The sequence below is a fragment of the Sphingobacterium faecale genome (assembly GCF_016746095.1).
Classification (GTDB): Bacteria; Bacteroidota; Bacteroidia; order Sphingobacteriales; family Sphingobacteriaceae; genus Sphingobacterium; species Sphingobacterium faecale.
Genome location: NZ_JAERTY010000008.1, coordinates 37,803 through 55,069, shown reverse-complemented (window position 1 = coordinate 55,069; position 17,267 = coordinate 37,803). Strand labels below are relative to the sequence as shown.

Annotated in this window: 19 protein-coding genes; 6 read left to right on the top strand and 13 right to left on the bottom strand. The window is 40.2% G+C overall.

The window, feature by feature from the left end; translation table 11 throughout:
- The first annotated feature begins 40 nt into the window (after positions 1-40).
- Genes JKG61_RS14000 through JKG61_RS13990 form a run of 3 tightly spaced genes read left to right on the top strand, consistent with a single transcriptional unit; the run spans position 41 to position 2,610 of the window.
- Positions 41-667, top strand: coding sequence for an ABC transporter ATP-binding protein (locus JKG61_RS14000; RefSeq protein WP_202103585.1), 627 nt, complete (start codon positions 41-43; stop codon positions 665-667).
- A 1-nt stretch (position 668) separates the two neighbouring features.
- A complete protein-coding gene (locus JKG61_RS13995; RefSeq protein ID WP_202103584.1) occupies positions 669-2,096 on the top strand; it encodes an FtsX-like permease family protein in 1,428 nt (475 codons plus the stop codon).
- Between the two features lie 31 nt (positions 2,097-2,127).
- A complete protein-coding gene (locus tag JKG61_RS13990) occupies positions 2,128-2,610 on the top strand; it encodes a hypothetical protein (RefSeq protein WP_202103583.1) in 483 nt (160 codons plus the stop codon).
- On the opposite strand, the gene JKG61_RS13985 is transcribed toward JKG61_RS13990, so the two are convergent.
- The 9 genes from JKG61_RS13985 to JKG61_RS13945 form a co-directional block, all read right to left on the bottom strand.
- Positions 2,607-3,320 (bottom strand): 16S rRNA (uracil(1498)-N(3))-methyltransferase, encoded by a 714-nt coding sequence (locus JKG61_RS13985; RefSeq protein ID WP_202103582.1) that lies wholly within the window; start codon positions 3,318-3,320, stop codon positions 2,607-2,609. The two genes, JKG61_RS13990 and JKG61_RS13985, sit on opposite strands and share 4 nt — an antisense overlap.
- Positions 3,321-3,325: 5 nt before the next feature.
- Complete coding sequence (locus JKG61_RS13980; protein WP_202103581.1) at positions 3,326-4,639, bottom strand: hemolysin family protein; 1,314 nt, start codon at positions 4,637-4,639, stop codon at positions 3,326-3,328.
- A 6-nt stretch (positions 4,640-4,645) separates the two neighbouring features.
- Positions 4,646-5,188: an inorganic diphosphatase gene (locus JKG61_RS13975; RefSeq protein ID WP_133582789.1), complete on the bottom strand. Its 543-nt coding sequence runs from the start codon at positions 5,186-5,188 to the stop codon at positions 4,646-4,648.
- An 8-nt stretch (positions 5,189-5,196) separates the two neighbouring features.
- Positions 5,197-5,853 (bottom strand): DedA family protein, encoded by a 657-nt coding sequence (locus JKG61_RS13970; protein WP_202103580.1) that lies wholly within the window; start codon positions 5,851-5,853, stop codon positions 5,197-5,199.
- A gap of 34 nt (positions 5,854-5,887) precedes the next feature.
- Positions 5,888-6,301 (bottom strand): HIT family protein, encoded by a 414-nt coding sequence (locus JKG61_RS13965; RefSeq protein ID WP_202103579.1) that lies wholly within the window; start codon positions 6,299-6,301, stop codon positions 5,888-5,890.
- 281 nt (positions 6,302-6,582) lie between these two features.
- On the bottom strand, positions 6,583-7,056 hold the full coding sequence (greA, locus tag JKG61_RS13960) for a transcription elongation factor GreA (protein WP_202103578.1): 474 nt from the start codon (positions 7,054-7,056) through the stop codon (positions 6,583-6,585).
- 142 nt (positions 7,057-7,198) lie between these two features.
- Positions 7,199-7,894: a response regulator transcription factor gene (locus JKG61_RS13955; protein WP_202103577.1), complete on the bottom strand. Its 696-nt coding sequence runs from the start codon at positions 7,892-7,894 to the stop codon at positions 7,199-7,201.
- 3 nt (positions 7,895-7,897) lie between these two features.
- On the bottom strand, positions 7,898-9,571 hold the full coding sequence (locus JKG61_RS13950; protein WP_202103576.1) for a sensor histidine kinase: 1,674 nt from the start codon (positions 9,569-9,571) through the stop codon (positions 7,898-7,900).
- A 3-nt stretch (positions 9,572-9,574) separates the two neighbouring features.
- A complete protein-coding gene (locus JKG61_RS13945) occupies positions 9,575-11,455 on the bottom strand; it encodes a S9 family peptidase (protein ID WP_202103575.1) in 1,881 nt (626 codons plus the stop codon).
- A gap of 104 nt (positions 11,456-11,559) precedes the next feature.
- On the opposite strand from JKG61_RS13945, the gene JKG61_RS13940 reads away from it, so the two are divergent.
- Complete coding sequence (locus JKG61_RS13940; protein ID WP_202103574.1) at positions 11,560-11,844, top strand: DUF4286 family protein; 285 nt, start codon at positions 11,560-11,562, stop codon at positions 11,842-11,844.
- Between the two features lie 341 nt (positions 11,845-12,185).
- Here JKG61_RS13940 and JKG61_RS13935 read toward each other — a convergent pair whose 3' ends face one another.
- From JKG61_RS13935 to JKG61_RS13920, 4 genes are read right to left on the bottom strand one after another with little or no spacing between them, the layout of a single operon-like run.
- Positions 12,186-12,884: an RluA family pseudouridine synthase gene (locus tag JKG61_RS13935; protein ID WP_202103573.1), complete on the bottom strand. Its 699-nt coding sequence runs from the start codon at positions 12,882-12,884 to the stop codon at positions 12,186-12,188.
- Between the two features lie 25 nt (positions 12,885-12,909).
- Positions 12,910-13,893: an MlaD family protein gene (locus JKG61_RS13930; protein WP_202103572.1), complete on the bottom strand. Its 984-nt coding sequence runs from the start codon at positions 13,891-13,893 to the stop codon at positions 12,910-12,912.
- 10 nt (positions 13,894-13,903) lie between these two features.
- On the bottom strand, positions 13,904-14,677 hold the full coding sequence (locus JKG61_RS13925; RefSeq protein WP_202103571.1) for an ABC transporter ATP-binding protein: 774 nt from the start codon (positions 14,675-14,677) through the stop codon (positions 13,904-13,906).
- A gap of 3 nt (positions 14,678-14,680) precedes the next feature.
- The gene (locus JKG61_RS13920; RefSeq protein WP_237249484.1) at positions 14,681-15,439 is read right to left on the bottom strand and encodes an MlaE family ABC transporter permease; all 759 of its coding nucleotides are present in this window, start codon (positions 15,437-15,439) and stop codon (positions 14,681-14,683) included.
- A 392-nt stretch (positions 15,440-15,831) separates the two neighbouring features.
- Between JKG61_RS13920 and JKG61_RS13915 the strand changes: the two genes are divergently transcribed.
- Together JKG61_RS13915 and JKG61_RS13910 are read left to right on the top strand one after the other, a co-directional pair.
- On the top strand, positions 15,832-16,200 hold the full coding sequence (locus JKG61_RS13915) for a DUF6600 domain-containing protein (RefSeq protein ID WP_202103570.1): 369 nt from the start codon (positions 15,832-15,834) through the stop codon (positions 16,198-16,200).
- A gap of 75 nt (positions 16,201-16,275) precedes the next feature.
- The gene (locus JKG61_RS13910) at positions 16,276-17,205 is read left to right on the top strand and encodes a hypothetical protein (RefSeq protein WP_202103569.1); all 930 of its coding nucleotides are present in this window, start codon (positions 16,276-16,278) and stop codon (positions 17,203-17,205) included.
- Positions 17,206-17,267: the final 62 nt, after the last annotated feature.

Here is a 17,267-nt window from a genome sequence, read left to right as displayed (position 1 = left end):
CTTTAAGGTTGAAAATTCACACCGTAGGAATACATTATCCATGATACGTTCAGAAAACCTTAAGTTCAACTATTTACCGTCGCACGAACTGCAGTTTGCTGATTTCAAAATAGAAAAGCATCAACATACCCTTCTATTAGGAGACTCAGGCACTGGCAAAACGACTTTACTACATTTATTGAGTGGACTTTCCCGCCCCACTAATGGGAAAGTATTCATAGACAACCAAGATATCTACCAACTTGGCGAAAGTCAGCTCGATCGGTTTCGGGCGGATAATATTGGTTTTATCTTTCAGGAGGCCCACCTTTTGAAGAACCTGACTATCGGTGAAAACATAGCACTGGCTCAAACCCTAGCTAAGAAAACCGTGGATAAGACAGCCATCGCGGCTATACTGGACAAATTACAGTTGTCCGAAAAGATCAACAACTACCCTTCTCAACTGAGCAGAGGTCAACTACAACGCGCTGCCATCGCTCGTGCTGTGATCAACAGACCAAAGCTATTGGTCGCTGATGAGCCTACAGCTGCATTGGATGACACGAATACGCAACATGTCTTGGAGCTTTTACTGGATACAGCCACAACCTATGGAGCTACGTTGCTAATAGCCACCCATGACAAAAGAATAAAAGATAATTTCTCCAATACCTATCAGTTATAATATGAACAATTTTGCATTAGTTTGGAAGAATATTACCCAACAGTGGGGGGCAACCCTATTGAGTATAGTCTTGACCGCATTCGGGGTTGCTATATTATTGGTTATATATATATCGGGAGATACCTTTGAAAAACAACTAGAAAACAACAGTAAGAATGTTGACTTGGTAATCGGTGCCAAAGGCAGTCCAATGCAGCTCATACTGAGCAGCCTATACCATGTGGATAATCCTACTGGAAATATTTCGCTTGCGGAAGCAAACAAGATAGCTGAAAATCCCTTTGTACAATTGGCTGTTCCGATTTCTTTGGGCGACAATTTCAAAGGGCACCGGATTATCGGCACAGACACTTCGTTTATGGGACTATATGAACTGAAGCTTTCGGAGGGGGCATTATGGTCCAAAAGCTTTGAGATTGTACTCGGTGCTGAAGTAGCCCGAAAGCACCACTTAAAAATTGGAGATGAAATACATAGTGCGCATGGTCTTTCGGCTGATGCACACGTCCATGATGACCACCCGTTCAAAGTGGTTGGTATACTGGCGCCAGCTCGATCTGTCGTAGACAATCTTATACTATCCAACCTAGCTAGTGTTTGGGAGGTACATGGCATAGCGCATGATGGAGAACATATACATGGACCAAACTGTGATCATGACCACGATCACGACCATGCACATCATAGCGGTTCGACACATGAACATAAAGCAGATGACCATAAACATGAGCACGGTGATGGGGATCACAACCATGAACATGCAACAGCAGAGGAGCATAAGCATGACCATGCGGACGCAGAAGAAGAAGAATTGGTTAAAGAAAAACCAAGAATGGAAGTACCTGGCATGGTCAAAAGTATAGGACAGGACATGATAGAAGACCATGGCGTCGAAATCACCGCTCTTTTAGTCAAATACAGCTCTCCAGCGGCCATAGGCGTGCTACCTCGACTGATTAACCAAAGCACCCATATGCAGGCTGCTTCCCCAGCCATAGAGAGTTCTAGGATCTTTTCACTATTGGGTGTAGGCCTAGATTCACTTGCTATACTGGCTTATGTTATTATGCTGATTGCAGCATTGAGTGTATTTATAAGCTTATACAATGCATTGAAAGACAGACGGTATGATATGGCAATCATGCGTACCATGGGAGCCACCAAAAACAAGCTATTTGCATTGGTTGTAGCCGAAGGGCTTGTCATTACACTTATCGGTGGTTTGGTCGGTCTACTGATGGGACATACGATACTGTACTATATAAGTACACAGACGAGTGAAAGTGCGGATTTTATTGAAGCGTTTAAGCTATACCCGAATGAATTGCTTATTCTAGCGGCAGCGATAGCATTAGGCGTAATAGCCGCTTTGATCCCAGCATTCAAAGCATATAATACAACTATTTCAAAAACATTATCATCCAAATAACAACAGGGTATAATCATAGACAATCCAGAGAATGAACAAATTATTTTTAATACTAAACTTTCTTTTGCTGAGCACATTGGTTTCAAATGCCCAGATAAAAGATTATCCAAACCTCAATGTGCCGGACCACACTCCAATGATGAACAATACCTGGGAAGCCATTGATAAAATGATGTACAAAGTCAGCACTGAAGGCAATAAAAAGGTCTATACACCGCATTACCCACCAGAGCTTAAAAAACTGGAAAACAAAATTGTAGACTTGCCAGGATATATCGTGCCGCTCACGAGTGGCAGAAACCACAGTACTTTTATGCTATCTGTACTTCCGATTGCACAATGTCAGTTTTGTGGAACCAATGGTATTCCTCCTATGGTCGAGGTATTTATGAAAAAAGGAAGTATCAAGTATACCGAGGAGCCTATTAAGATCAAGGGGAAAATGAAATTCAACCCAGAACCGCTCAAAGGAAATGCGGAGATACAGATATTGGATGCAGAGCTGATCCGCTAGCGGTTCAATAAAGATACTTCAATCACGGAAGCTAATGCGGCTGTTTCAGTACGCAACCTAGCATCACCCAAAGAAATAGGAATAAAGCCAGCATCTAATGCCTGGCTTATTTCTTTTTCAGAGAAATCGCCTTCAGGACCGATCAGTAATAAGTAATCGCCTTTAGATGCAAAAGCCGTAGAGATATATTTCTTTTCCGACTCCACACAATGGGCGAGACCTTTATAAGATTCTGTTCCGGCAACTTGTTGTAGAAATTTACTAAATGAAATAGCGGGGTTTACGCGTGGCAGATAAGCTTTTAGAGATTGCTTCATCGCAGCTATTGCAACCTTCTCTAACCGTTCGACCTTCACTTCTTTTCGTTCGGAATGCTCACAGATAATGGGTGTAAACTCATACAATCCAACCTCGGTGGCTTTTTCTAAAAACCACTCCAGCCTATCCATGTTCTTTGTAGGAGCCACGACCATATGCAAACGATAGGGCAATCCACCGAAATCGGTCTGAACATTTAATATCTTTAGGCTTGTACGCTTGGGGTGTGCATCCAATATTTCAGTTTCATACAGCCCTCCCCTTCCATCGACTAGGTGTATGGTATCTCCGACCTGTAGCCGTAATACCCGAATAGCATGCTTGCTCTCTTCTTCATTCAGTAGAAAAGCGGCATGATGGGCTTCTATCTCTGGGGTGTAAAAAAGCTGCATTAGGATTATTCGTCATCATCGTCATTAGCGGTCTCCACTAAATCCAACTTCACAAATTCAATGTTCTGCTGTGTTTTTTTCATAATGGTAAACACGTACCCAAACTCTTCTGTAGATTCGCCGACATCAGGGATTTTCTCAAACACGTGGCTTACCAATCCAGCTATAGTATCATAATCCGAGCTTTCTGGAAGCTCCAACGGTAAATAACCGTTTGAATCGTGTACAGATGCTCCTGCATCTACCATATACTCCGTCTCGGAAATACGTTCGACAACGGGTGTTTCCTCGTCATACTCGTCCTGTATCTCGCCAACCAGTTCTTCAACAATATCTTCCAACGTAACCATACCAGAAGTACCGCCAAACTCATCTAGAACAAATGCGATCTGTATACGCTTCTGCTGAAACTCCGTCATCAAATCATTGATCTTTTTTGTTTCAGGAATAAAGTAGGGTTTGCGCATGATATTTTTCAACACCACATCTTTACCTTTTACCAGTAACGGGAGAATATCTTTGGTATGGACTACACCTACAATCTGATCGATATTATCATCATAGATCGGGATACGGGAGTAGCCTTCTTCGGTCACTGTATTAATAAACTCTTCGGCTGAATCGTCGATTTCTACCGCCACAATCTTGGTACGCGGTACCATGATATTTTTCACGATACGCTCGTTAAAATCGAAGACATTCTTGATGAGCTCATGTTCCGAAGTATTTAAGGCTCCTGATTCTTTTCCTTTTTCCAATAGATACTGGAGTTCTTCAGAAGAGTGCGTGGAATCATTAGGGTTAGGCTGTATACCAACCAACCTCAATAAAAAGTTCGCAAATCCATTAAAAACGTAAATTAAAGGCATTAATGCCCAAGAAAAAATACGTAAAGGAATAGCAACTTTCATGGTTGTAGCTACGGGCTTTTGTATAGCAATAGACTTTGGAGCAAGCTCCCCCAATACAACATGCAGAAAAGTGATAGTACCGAATGCTATTGCAAATCCAGCCCATTTTGCCCAACCTTGAGACACATCCACTTGTAGGTAAGCAAACAGTTGGGATACAAGCTGTGTCATCACAGCCTCTCCCTTCCATCCTAAGCCTAAAGAAGCTAAAGTAATACCTAGCTGTGTAGCAGCTAGATATTTATCCAAATGCTCTGTAATATTTTTTGCAATTTTAGCGACATTACTACCCGACTTTGCCTGCAACTCTATCTGAGATGCTCTCACTTTTACTATAGCAAACTCAGCAGCAACAAAAAAACCGTTTGCAAAAACTAAAAAAATTGTCCAAAAAATATCGAGGGCCATCAGGGGTTATTTGTTTCTTATATCTTTGTTATACAGCTCAATACTCTCTAATATAACATTCTGAGCGTAAGTACGTCCATATAAATTTTCAATGGTTACATTTTTACCTTCTAGAGCTTTGTAGTCCTGGAAGAAACGTACAATCTCTTTCATCGTATGCGGAGGTAATTCAGAAAGGTCGTTGATGTGATTGACAGACATATCATTTTTTGCTACAGCAATAATCTTGTCATCTTGCTCACCACCGTCTATCATATGCATCACACCGATAACCTTTGCTTCGATAAGGCTCATCGGCACTACATCAACAGAACAAAGAACCAAAATATCTAACGGATCTTTATCATCACAGTAAGTTTGGGGAATAAAACCGTAGTTAGCCGGATACATTACAGAAGAGAATAAAACTCTATCCAGTTTTAGTAGACCGCTATCTTTATCGATTTCGTATTTGGCTTTCGAACCTTTAGGTATTTCTATAATAGCATTTACGGAGTTTGGCAGGTCCTCACCAGGAGAAACTTGGTGCCAAGGGTGTTGTGTACTCATTAATATATTTACTGTTTATTTTGTTTCTTTTTTTCTTTTTGGCCTTTTATCCACCGTTTTATTAAAGCAATGATTATAGGTAAGAAAGCAATAACAATCATACCAACAATAATATACTCTACATAATTAATGATAGAAGGGAAAAGCTCTCCCAAATAATAGCCCGAAAGAGTCAAGACAGACACCCAGATAAATGCACCTAAAACATTATAAAGCACAAACTTCTTGAAGTCCAATTTGACCACACCGGCAAATATTGGCGCAAAGGTACGAATAATTGGCACAAAGCGCCCAATGACTAATGCAGTACCACCATATTTCTGATAAAACTCCTCGGCCATGACGACATATTTCCTTTTGAAAATCAGCGAGTCCTTTCGCTTAAAGAGCATAGGTCCGGTTCGATGTCCAAACCAGTACCCAGCAAAATTGCCTAGTATGCCGGCTCCCAGTATTCCAAAATACATTGTGGTAATTCCCACATCAATCTTATTGAGTGCGCAGAACAATCCTGCTAAAAACAGTAGGTAGTCTCCAGGCAGAAAAAAGCCAAAGAAAAGCCCCGTCTCTGCAAAGACAATTAAACAAACAATATAAAACCCGCCATGACTTAATAAGTACTCAGCGTCTAATAATTGTTGAAATGACACTAAAAAATCTTGCATATTTCTTTTTTACAATACGAGTATAAGACGATGACTACTCGCCATTGGTGATAGAGACCACTGCGTGACGGATTTCATCCGCTATTTTCGTCATTTCCTCGGCAGGTAAAGACAGTTTTTCTTTTTCAAAGTTCATATCGCCTACTTCATTAAGCGGCATAAGGTGTATATGAGCGTGCTCAACTTCCAACCCCACTACTGCGACACCAACTTTACGGCAAGGGAATACCTTTTTTATACCCTGCGCTACGATTTTTGCAAAAACCCACATCCCCATATATTCATCATCATGAATGTTAAATATATAATCTGTTTCCTTTTTTGGGATTACCAACACATGTCCTGGAGTAAGCGGTGAAATATCTAAAAAAGCTAAATAATCATTGCTCTCAGCAACTTTATAAGCAGGTATTTCTCCCGAAATAATCTTTGAAAATATTGTAGACATTTATCCTTCAAGTTGATCAATGAACAAACCTACATAAATTCTCCCTTATACGCAATATAATTGCGTTGTAATATTCAGGTGAATTTTGTAGTTCTCCTCATCCATTTTATCTTTTTTATAGAGGAAATATAACAAAACCTTCGAGAAGTACCTGCATAAAGTATCATGAAAGTTGGCTTGCTTTATAAAAAAGAAAGAGGGTCACCGCTTTGGATGGCCCTCTTTATGGGATTAAAGTTATGTGAGCGGTTATGGCAATCCGCTCATAACCTATATAAATACTATCTAGAAATATCCAAGATTTCAAGCTCAATTTCGCCTGCTGGAACACTAACTTTAGCAATATCACCAACAGACTTACCTAATAATCCCTGCGCAATCGGAGATTTAACTGATATTTTGCCTGCTTTTAAATCCGCTTCAGTCTCGGAAACCAATTGGTAGGTCATTTCTGCACCATTTTTCTTGTTTTTTATCTTTACGATAGAAAGCGCTAATACTTTAGATAGATCCAATTTCGATTCATCGATCAATCGTGCACTTGCCAATACGTCTTCCAACTTAGCTATTTTCGATTCGTGTAAGCCTTGCGCTTCTTTAGCCGCATCGTATTCTGCATTTTCAGACAAGTCCCCTTTATCTCTAGCTTCTGCAATAGCATTTGCTATTTTGGTTCTTCCTTCTGTTTTTAGGTACTGTAGTTCTTCTTTTAACTTCGCTAACCCTTCTTCTGTGTAATAAGTTACTTCCGCCATAATTATTTCAATTAACTTAAATAGTAAACACTAAATTCTTAATAAAAAAGAAACAAGACCACTCTTTCTCCATTTGAAAGAGTGGTCTTGCTCGATATTCACGAAGATAATTAAAACGATTTAATTATCCAAATCCATCAATTTATTCTTCATCCACAAACTTATATCCTAAACCTCTGACTGTTTGGAGATAGGTTGGCTTATCGGGATTGTTCTCGATTTTTTTACGCAGTCGGACAACATGCATATCCAAAGTTCTGGTATTTACATTGGAACTGTAGCCCCAGACAACTTCCATCAGTTCTTCTCTCGTTATTTCGCGCCCCATATTCTGCAAGAAATGTAAAAGAATCCGGTTTTCTAAAATAGTCAGTTCTATTTTTTTGCCATCTCTCACCAACGAGTGAATCTGAGGGTGGTGCTCCGTATTTCCAAAAATATGCACATCCTTATTGCTATTTTTAGGAACAAAGAAACGCACTTTATTTTCGATCATAGCGACTAATACGTCCATATTGAACGGCTTGGTGATATAGTCTGTTATCCCGTAGCTATAGGCATCTATTTTATCAACATCCTGAGACTTCGCCGTCATCATAATGATGGTATTTTCAAAGCCCCCTTTACGAACTGCCTCGCAAACCTCTATTCCCTCTTTTCCTGGAAGCATCCAGTCCAACAGAACGATATCAGGTTGAGCCTCCAAAATCAATTTCTCCGCCTCCAAACCATTCCCGACCTGAAGAACTTTATAATTTTCGGTCTGCAAACGATGACTGACTAAAAAACGTAGGTTTTCATCATCTTCTACGACCGCAACAGTAATATCTTTTTCCATAATTTATGCTTTTTTAACTTCTACAGGGAAACTTAGTGTAAAAACCGTACCAACATTTATTTGACTGTCCACTTTAATCTCTCCCCCCATAAATTCAGTAATCTCTTTACAGAAGGCTAAGCCCAATCCAATGCTTCCTTGTTGATTAAATTGGTTCTTAACTCGGTAAAATTTTTTAAAAATACTATTATATTCTTTCTTATCTATACCTATTCCTTGATCTTTGAACAAAATAACAAAATTCTTCTTATTTTGTTGGACACGGATATCTAAAACTTTTCGATCCGGCGCCGAATATTTGTAGGCATTATCGATCAAATTCTGAAATACACTCGTCAAAAGAACAGGATCTGCATACATCTCATTTTTCACATCGATTTCATAATTCAGCTGTAGATCCGGATACTTAAGGTGACTCGCATCGAATATATGTTGGCAAAATTCCTGAAGTTCGATATACTCTCCATTAAACTTAATAGATTTATTCTCAATCTGTGCAAAGGACAATAGTTTGTTCATTAAGGCATTCAACTTATCGGCTTCCTGATCAAGAATCCGGCCATACATATTCCTTTCGGCATCAGATATCTTTTCAGCACTTTTAATGTTATTCCCTGCAATTTTAATAACGCTTACCGGAGTCTTAAACTCGTGAGTCAGATTATTGATAAAATCATATTGCAACTGATACAGCCGGCTATTGATCATCACATTACGGTAAATTAGATAACCTACTGTCAGTAAAATCAGATAAATAATAGATAGTGCTATCATGACCGGAAAAAAACGTCGGTTAATATCGGTCTGAATAAATTCTCTAGAGGCTTCAAACTGTAGCTTATAATCGGATAGAGCACCAGGAAGAGCAAGTTCTGTATTTAGATAAGCCGTGTTCTCCACCACATATTGGTCTACGACCGGCCTGATCGTAATCTCTTCATACAAATTAGGGTACTTGTTGGTAATAGCCATTTTCCGTGGCTCTATAGCAAAGACAAACAAATCCTGCTCGTAATCACTCTTTGGCAGATCTTCAAAACGCATCATCGATTTGTAAGCCATGATATCAGACATCCGTGGAATATTCAGGTATGATATCTTCCCCGGTTGTAACGTATAAAACACTTTATAGATATCATTATCAGTCAAGCGTGTAGAATCAGATACCCTATCCAGAAAACCAGCTAGCTTGATCATCACATTATTGAAGTCCTCGGCGTGGTTCTTATAATCATCTGACCTTTGATGCACGGCGATAAAACGATTGTCTTTATCCAGTTTGAAGTTATAGGAGTTACGTGATGATATTCCTAAATTATTAAAACGCAATCCCTTTCCCAATTCGTCTCTATTGGTAAATACGACGTCAAAAAAATTTACATTATCGACAAATGGGTATCGGCGCAGTACCGTATTCGAAAACTCTGCTCCCTGTGCTGAGTCAATGTACCCTTGGTAATACGATATTTCAGGAACCTTTGTCGAAAAAAACTCATTAAATGGTTTAATGAATTCGTCAAAAACCTCTACTTTTTTATTATTAAACTCGGTCTCCACGAAATTAGTCGTCATCGTACGCGCAAAAAAAGCAGATGTTACGAACAAAACCGTCACCAGAACCAAGAATATTATTAAAAGGCCAAAATTCTTGCGATATTGTAAACCAAAGTTTCCCATCAACTATAATTGTTCTTTAAGGAATTGTTCTATCATCTGGTAATATTCAATTACATTTTCATCCTTCTTGAATCGACGTCCCTCATCTTCTTTAAAAACATATTTTACGGCAACTTTATTGTTTTTAACTTTCTGTACGAATTGATTGACATCAGTCAGACTATTAAACCGATCCCTCCCTCCATGAAACATCAAAATAGGCATTCTTACCTTTTCCGCATGGAATAACGGTGATATCGCTTTAAACAGTTCATATTCTCTGGTAGGGTCTCCTATAATATTGTAATAAAGCTGTAGATAAGGTTGGTAATATGGTGGTATTTCCTTGAGATAGGTAAATAGATTGGTATATCCTGAAGCTGAAATAGCACATTTATATAAAGTTGGGTTAAAACAAGCCGCATATAGAGCGGAATACCCTCCGAAACCGGTTCCCATTATGGCTATGCGATTTTTATCTGCGATACCTTGATGGATCAACCAAGCAACACCATCACTGATGTCGTTCTGAATCTCTCCTCCCCATTGTTTAAATCCTGCCGTATAAAAATCTTTACCATAGCCCACAGAACCTCTATAATTGATTTGAAACACAGCATATCCCCGATTTGCTAAAAACTGTACTTCAGAATTGAAACCCCAAACATCTCTCCTATTCGGGCCATCATGAATCAGTACAACGACTGGATATACATCTTTTTTTACTAACGGACGAGTCAGATAGCCTTTGATTGTTTTACCATCCCTCGAATTGAAAGAAACTTCTTTCATCGGCGCTAAGCTCTTATCTGCAAGTGCTGGGTTGATAAGAGATAATTCTACTATTTTGTCTTTTGTCTTCGAATAGTAATATACACCTCCTGGGTTAATATCTGTATAGGTCTTAAATAACACCGTATTTAAAGCGCTATCCATATCAAGTATATCGACATTATAGCCATTGAACTTGTTGGTTATCTTGGAATATATTTTCTTAAAATCTTTATTAAGTAACTTTATTTCTTTTTTATCCGATATTCTTGCAGTATAGATCAGCTCCTGCCTTGAGAAAGAATATCCTTCCCGGTTCATGTCGACATCTTCATTTTCAGCTACAACTTCTTCTTTACCGGAGTTAAGATCCAATTTGACGATAGCAAGCTTATCTCTGCCAACATTAGATAGAGCAAAGATCGCAGCATTATCTCCTTTGACTGGACCAAGCGGCAACACTGTCGTCGCAAAATCTGTCTCCACTATCTTTTGATAAGGCTCTCCTTCCTGCCTACGATACAAAAGTTGGTCTTCGACACTGTCACTTGTCAAGGCTAATCTCACCTTGCCATCCGAAGAAGCGTACCACGAACTAATATTCCCTGGGTTAACCTCCACTAACTGAGGACCGGATCCGTCCAAAGGCACACGGTATAAATCGAATACCGAAGAGTCTCTTATGTTCATCTCCGCAAGGAGGCTCCCTTCTTTAGAACGTAAAGGGCTCAACCAACCTAATTCATGTTTAGCGGGTATCAACAAAGGGCGAGGATTTTCCTGATGTATATCAATAGTGAAGATCCGTAAACTATCTCCTGGGGATTGCGTATTAGAAAAAACAATACTATCCGGACTTATCCAAAAAAAATACTGGACATTCATATTGTCCTGATAAGTCAGTTGCTTCGAAGAATCCGGTTCTTCGATATCCAGCACAAAAATATTACGGCAATGGTCTTCTAATCCCAGATAGGCGATATATCGTCCATTGGGTGACACCCTGAAATTGAAACGATCCGGCTTACTGAAAAAATCCTGTACCGGAATGTACTCGACCTTTCGTTGACCGTTACAACCGCCCAGAATAGATATAACCAATAGAAAGCTAAAAGCTATTGTTAAAAATCTCATCCAACTATTTCTCGTTCTATCAAATATTATAATTTTCCTAGACTAAACCTATATTGCAACTTTTTTTTTACAGGTTAGGAATTTAGATTGCTTACCTTTGCGGTATGTATCTATACAACGTTTCTATCATCATCGAAGAAAGTCAACATGAGACTCTTCTTTCATGGCTCCAACAGTCTTGGACTCCCACTTTACCCAACGACATTAAGTTTCTAAAAATGCTCAACACTCCACATGAAGGACATACGTATTGTGTACAGCTAATCGTAAACGATGAAGAACAGATCCAACAATTTCAGTCCGAACACATCGTATCATTGCAAGCCCATATAGCAAAACATCATAACGAAAAAGCATTTATTTTCGATAGTGTGATGCAATATCTCTAAAAAGCGGTGAAACAATAAGAGCAAGTCTCGATTAATGCTGGGAAAAAGCTGCAGGTTTAGGAGTTTTTACCCGATATTTTTTATACCAAAGAATTCCTATCCCGGCCCCTATTAAGAAAGGTGCGCCTAACAGAAAAAAGATTCCGTTATTTAACCCTTTACCTTGAGAGTTTCCATGTTGCGTACTATTTTCAGCATTTAACGAACACATAGCACATTGTGACAACGTTGTCTTGGGTGTAAATAAAGAAAAACCCAACAAGATTCCAAAAACAAATGTATAGCGAACTGCTTTCATGTCACAAAGTTACAGAATTAAAAACAGAAACCTAGGTAATATTCTACTTCCGGAGGAGTCTATTAAATTTTTCCCAGAACCCATCTTCCGGCAATGGTGCTTCAATACACATATCCTCTTCGGTTACGGGGTGTTTGAAGGCCAAAGAACGAGAATGCAAACAGATGGTCCGACGTATAGATCCTCTCGGATAACCGTATTTATTATCGCCCACAATAGGGCAGCCCATATAAGCTAACTGACAGCGGATTTGATGGGTCCGTCCGGTCAAAGGGGTAACCTTTAAAAGGTAGAATCCATCCAAATGCCCGACAACCTCATAATCCAGCTCGGCATAACTCCCATTCTTGACCTCTCTATCATAGGCCTTGGTAACCATTTTTTTACGATCTCTCAGCAACCAATTAGTCAATTTACCTTTAATCTCAGCGGGACGCTCCTTGACTACAGCCAAATAAGTTTTTTCTACGGCTCTATCGTGGAACAGTCTATTCATACGATCCAATCCTTTACTGGTTTTGGCCATTAGAATCATACCGCTGACGGGCCTATCCAAGCGATGTATCACCCCTACAAATGCACGATTAGGCTTGTTGTATTTCTCAGCAAGATAATCAGACAACATTTCTTCCAGAGATTTGTCTCCCGAAGGGTCTACCTGTACAATATCTCCCCCTCTTTTATTAACCGCTATCAGGTGATTATCTTCAAAAATGACGTCACTGTCTGTTATCTCTCCCATATTTTACATTTCCTTAAACTCGGTCCTATTTCGATGCAGAGTCTGCAGCTTCTTTAGCTTTCTTCTTAAAATATCCGCGCAACAAAAAATTACTTTGTAATGCCTCCATGTTCACATCCAGCTTTTCTGTACTCGTATTTAAGTTTTTGAGTATTTGGCGGATTTCTTCCGCAGCCACAGGGTCATTTGTCAGTACACCCAAGGCATTATCCTTATCATTAAGACGCGCAGAAGTCTTGTTCAGGTTTTCCATCAATGCATTCGCCGTCTGAGTCACGCCCTGAAGCTGTGCTGCAGACTCTCTGAGGCTAGCAAACACCTCTGTATCTGTAGTGAGATCATGAATCAACCCTTGATTTCCATTCAACTTTTCAGTCAGTCCAACGAGATTATGCACTGCCTTATCAGCACTTAACATCACTTTATTTAATGCAACGACCGAAGTTTTCAGATTAGTCGCAATGCCGTCGTCAGCGAGCAAGGCTCCGACGGTCCCTTTTCCTTCTACCAACTGTTGCGAAAGCTTTGCAAAGTTATCGGTAATAACAGTCAAATTCGCACCATTTTCCTGTAAAAGGCCTACCATCTGATCCATTCCAGCGCTAGGTCCGGACTTAATAACGTCGCCATCTGCTATCTGCGGATTAGCAGCTGTACCTCCTACCAAACTGATAATAGCGTTACCAATCAGACCATCTGAACCCAAGGTAGCTACAACGTCTTTACGGATAAACTGACTATCCTTCTCCTGTATACTCATCACCACGCGCACATTCTCTACATTTTCAAAGGCTATTTCTTTGATGATACCGACTTTCACCCCAGAAAACCAAACATTATTACCTACTTTCAATCCTTTTACATCATGAAAATAGGTTTTCACGACAAGATTTTTACTAAACTTATTTTGTTGGGTACCTAACACCAAGATACCTGCGATCAAGATCACCAGACCTATTAATGCAAAAAGCCCTACAATTAACGATCGTTTATTTTCTGCTGCGCTCATTATTAATCTATTATACTATAAAATTATAATCATAAAATGGTTTTACCCGAATATCATCTGTATCAAAGATCTCCTCAAAAGTCCCCTGTCTTTCAAACCTACCGTCCAACAACATGACCATCCTATCTCCCACCATTTTTGCACAAGCAAGATCATGTGTAATAATGATAGATGACGTTTTATACCGTTCCTGCACCTCATTAATCAGCCCATTGATATCTAAACACGTGATGGGATCTAGGCCCGCTGTTGGTTCATCGTACAACATAATATCAGGGCGTAAAATCAATGTCCGTGCTATACCGATACGCTTTTTTTGTCCACCGGATAATTCTGATGGCATTTGATTCAATGCCTGAAGCAATCCCACACCATCCAGCACATCCTCCACTTCACGATTGATCTCTGCTCTAGTCAAATTTCTTTTATTACGCACCAAGGGGAATTCAAGGTTTTCTCTTACAGTCATACTATCATACAATGCGGAGTTCTGAAAAGAAAAGCCAATACGTAACCGTAGCTGCATCAGTTCCTTTTCCGTCAAATCGTTTACACGTTGCCCTAGGACAGTTATATCTCCCGTATCTGGCTTTAACAATCCTGATATCAGCTTAATGAGTACTGATTTCCCCGTACCGGATCTCCCCAAAACAACGAGATTCTCTCCATTAAATAGCTTGAGATCGACATTCCGTAAGACATGTAGATCCCCAAAAGACTTACTGACATTATCCACGTGGATCACGCAGTCTTCGTAGTTAATTACGTTTCCTGTCTTTGCCATCTTTTAAGAAATTAAGGATAATACCTGAACTATGAGCAATTCTTCTATGAAGACCGTAAACATAGAAGCTACTACCGCGCTATTGGCCGCCTTTCCCACCCCTTCGGTACCCTTAGATGAATAATATCCAACATAACAGCTTGCAAATCCGATGGTAAACCCAAATACAACAGCACGTAATGTCATGGCGAATACGTCTACGAAACCGATTTTATCAAACACCTGTGTAAAGAAACTCAATAGACTTAACTGATCGCTACCGATAATACTTAAATAGCCTCCAAAAAGACCGATTCCGGCAATATAAAAACACAGAATAGGAATCATAAATGTAGTTGCAATAATACGGCTCACTACTAAAAACTTGAAGGGATTCGTTCCCGAAACTTCCATTGCATCAATCTGTTCGGTAACATTCATAGAACTCAACTCTGCCCCAATCTGTGATCCCACCTTTCCTGATGCAATGAGTGCAGTAACTAAGGGTGCTAATGCGCGGACTATGGCGATAGAAATCAATGCAGGCAGCCACGAAGTAGCCCCAAAATCCTCCAATGAAGGTCTAGATTGTTTGGTAAAGACAAATCCCACGATAAACCCTGTCAACCCAATAAGCGGAAAAGACTTCCAACCTATTTCGTAACATTGTCGAACAATTTCTTTAAACTCATACGGTGGGCTTACTGCCTCACGCAACACGCGCATCAAAAACCGATGTAGTCGTGCGAACTCGAGGAGTATATTATTAAATTTCCTTCCCATTTATCTTTTTAGAAGTAAATAAAAAACAACTATGTATTTATCAAAAAACTGGCCAAAGGTACAATTTTTTAACTTTTATTGCGGTCACAAAATAGTGATCCTTAAAATGTAGTTATAAATCTACCATTTTTTTATTTTAAATCTAGTCAGAATATACCGATTAAACCTTCTTCACCGTTCGAGCGTCCTACCATCAAAAGAACAGAACAATAAAGTTTTAAGAAAGAAAGCATATGAAATATCCATTGTAGTACAGACTGCAAAAAAACAAATGACTGCAAAGCAGTATGCACACCGACAGTAATAAAAACGTGCATAATATAATTTGGATATTCCATATGGCCATTAAAAAAGAAACCGAGCTTGCGAGCTCATGAAATAATTAAACACATATGAAAAGGGGTATAACAGTATTGATCGTAACATTGGTTTGTATCTTCACAAACCTTCTACAGCCATCTACGGCACAGGCACAGTTTTATGGAGGAATATCCTTTGACGTATTCTACGATGAGCTATCTCCCTATGGTTATTGGGACCGTGACCCTTCCTATGGTGACATTTGGTATCCTAATCAAGGTAGAAATTTCAGACCTTATGGCAGTAATGGCTATTGGGCGATGACGGAATATGGCAATACATGGGTTTCGGGTTACCCTTGGGGCTGGGCTCCTTTTCACTATGGGAGATGGGTACATAACAGCTATAGAGGATGGGGATGGATCCCCGGCTACGAATGGGGACCAGCTTGGGTGGAGTGACGTTCGGGCAACGGTTATTACGGATGGGCACCAATGTCTCCTCGTGTAAACTTACATGTCTCAATCGGCCTGCCTATGGATATTTGGATATTTGCCCCAGTGGGACATATACACTCTAGAAATGTATCTAGATATAGTTACTATGGCCGTCCTAACATCTATAACAATACTACTATCATTAATAACACATATATTGTAAACAATAATCACTACTATGGTGGACCATCCCACCGGGATATGGAACGCAGTAGTGGAAGACGGGTACAAGTCCGTGAATTCAGAGAGTCATCACGACCTGGCACCGCGCAGACAGACCGCAACTCGGTATCCATGTACCGTCCAGATGGTAGAGCGACTAGCTCTCGCAGGGAGGCCGAATCTGCACGTACAGACCGCAGCAACTCAAGAGGAGAAAGTACTTCCAGCAGAACCGACCGTAATGCGACGAGCTCTACTGGAAGCCGCCGTTCAGAAACCGGCTCATCAAGAACCGAAAGCAGTAGAGGAACAAGTATCGACAGAAGTGGGAATTCCAGCATACGCGGTGGTGCTACAACATCAAGAGAGCAGCAATCTTCAAGGGGTACAGAAAGGGGCACAGAACGCCAGTCGCAATCTGAAAGCCAAAATAGTTCGCGCAGAGCAACATCCCGAGATCAACAACCTGTAAGGGGAACGGAGAATAACACACAACGTCAACCACAACAGGAACAAAACAATCGCTCTAGGGAGGTCCAACGCAGTAATGAAGGAACATCACGCACGCAACGTGGAGCCGAAACAAATCGCGGATCGTCAGAAAGCCGCAGACAGTCTCCTGCACAGCCCCAAACGGAGCAAAGGAACCGTCAACCGGAAAGTCGCACACAACAACGTAGAGATTCGCAACCTGTATTTCAGGCTTCAAACAGAGAAAGCTCCGCAGGTACTACTACCTCCCGTTCGTCCAGCAGTCGTTCGGAACAAGGCGCTTCCAGTACACGTGGCAGCAGCAGTAGACGCTAGTCCATCGTAATCAAAAAAGCAGCTATTAAATTGAAATAAATATGGAGCGAGCAGAAGAGATT

Coding starts and splice junctions, on each gene's coding strand:
- JKG61_RS14000 (WP_202103585.1), top strand. CDS start 41: ATGATACGTTCAGAAAACCTTAAGTTCAACTATTTACCGTCGCACGAA.
- JKG61_RS13995 (WP_202103584.1), top strand. CDS start 669: ATGAACAATTTTGCATTAGTTTGGAAGAATATTACCCAACAGTGGGGG.
- JKG61_RS13990 (WP_202103583.1), top strand. CDS start 2,128: ATGAACAAATTATTTTTAATACTAAACTTTCTTTTGCTGAGCACATTG.
- JKG61_RS13985 (WP_202103582.1), bottom strand. CDS start 3,320: ATGCAGCTTTTTTACACCCCAGAGATAGAAGCCCATCATGCCGCTTTT.
- JKG61_RS13980 (WP_202103581.1), bottom strand. CDS start 4,639: ATGGCCCTCGATATTTTTTGGACAATTTTTTTAGTTTTTGCAAACGGT.
- JKG61_RS13975 (WP_133582789.1), bottom strand. CDS start 5,188: ATGAGTACACAACACCCTTGGCACCAAGTTTCTCCTGGTGAGGACCTG.
- JKG61_RS13970 (WP_202103580.1), bottom strand. CDS start 5,853: ATGCAAGATTTTTTAGTGTCATTTCAACAATTATTAGACGCTGAGTAC.
- JKG61_RS13965 (WP_202103579.1), bottom strand. CDS start 6,301: ATGTCTACAATATTTTCAAAGATTATTTCGGGAGAAATACCTGCTTAT.
- greA (WP_202103578.1), bottom strand. CDS start 7,056: ATGGCGGAAGTAACTTATTACACAGAAGAAGGGTTAGCGAAGTTAAAA.
- JKG61_RS13955 (WP_202103577.1), bottom strand. CDS start 7,894: ATGGAAAAAGATATTACTGTTGCGGTCGTAGAAGATGATGAAAACCTA.
- JKG61_RS13950 (WP_202103576.1), bottom strand. CDS start 9,571: ATGGGAAACTTTGGTTTACAATATCGCAAGAATTTTGGCCTTTTAATA.
- JKG61_RS13945 (WP_202103575.1), bottom strand. CDS start 11,455: ATGAGATTTTTAACAATAGCTTTTAGCTTTCTATTGGTTATATCTATT.
- JKG61_RS13940 (WP_202103574.1), top strand. CDS start 11,560: ATGTATCTATACAACGTTTCTATCATCATCGAAGAAAGTCAACATGAG.
- JKG61_RS13935 (WP_202103573.1), bottom strand. CDS start 12,884: ATGGGAGAGATAACAGACAGTGACGTCATTTTTGAAGATAATCACCTG.
- JKG61_RS13930 (WP_202103572.1), bottom strand. CDS start 13,893: ATGAGCGCAGCAGAAAATAAACGATCGTTAATTGTAGGGCTTTTTGCA.
- JKG61_RS13925 (WP_202103571.1), bottom strand. CDS start 14,677: ATGGCAAAGACAGGAAACGTAATTAACTACGAAGACTGCGTGATCCAC.
- JKG61_RS13920 (WP_237249484.1), bottom strand. CDS start 15,439: ATGGGAAGGAAATTTAATAATATACTCCTCGAGTTCGCACGACTACAT.
- JKG61_RS13915 (WP_202103570.1), top strand. CDS start 15,832: ATGAAAAGGGGTATAACAGTATTGATCGTAACATTGGTTTGTATCTTC.
- JKG61_RS13910 (WP_202103569.1), top strand. CDS start 16,276: ATGGATATTTGGATATTTGCCCCAGTGGGACATATACACTCTAGAAAT.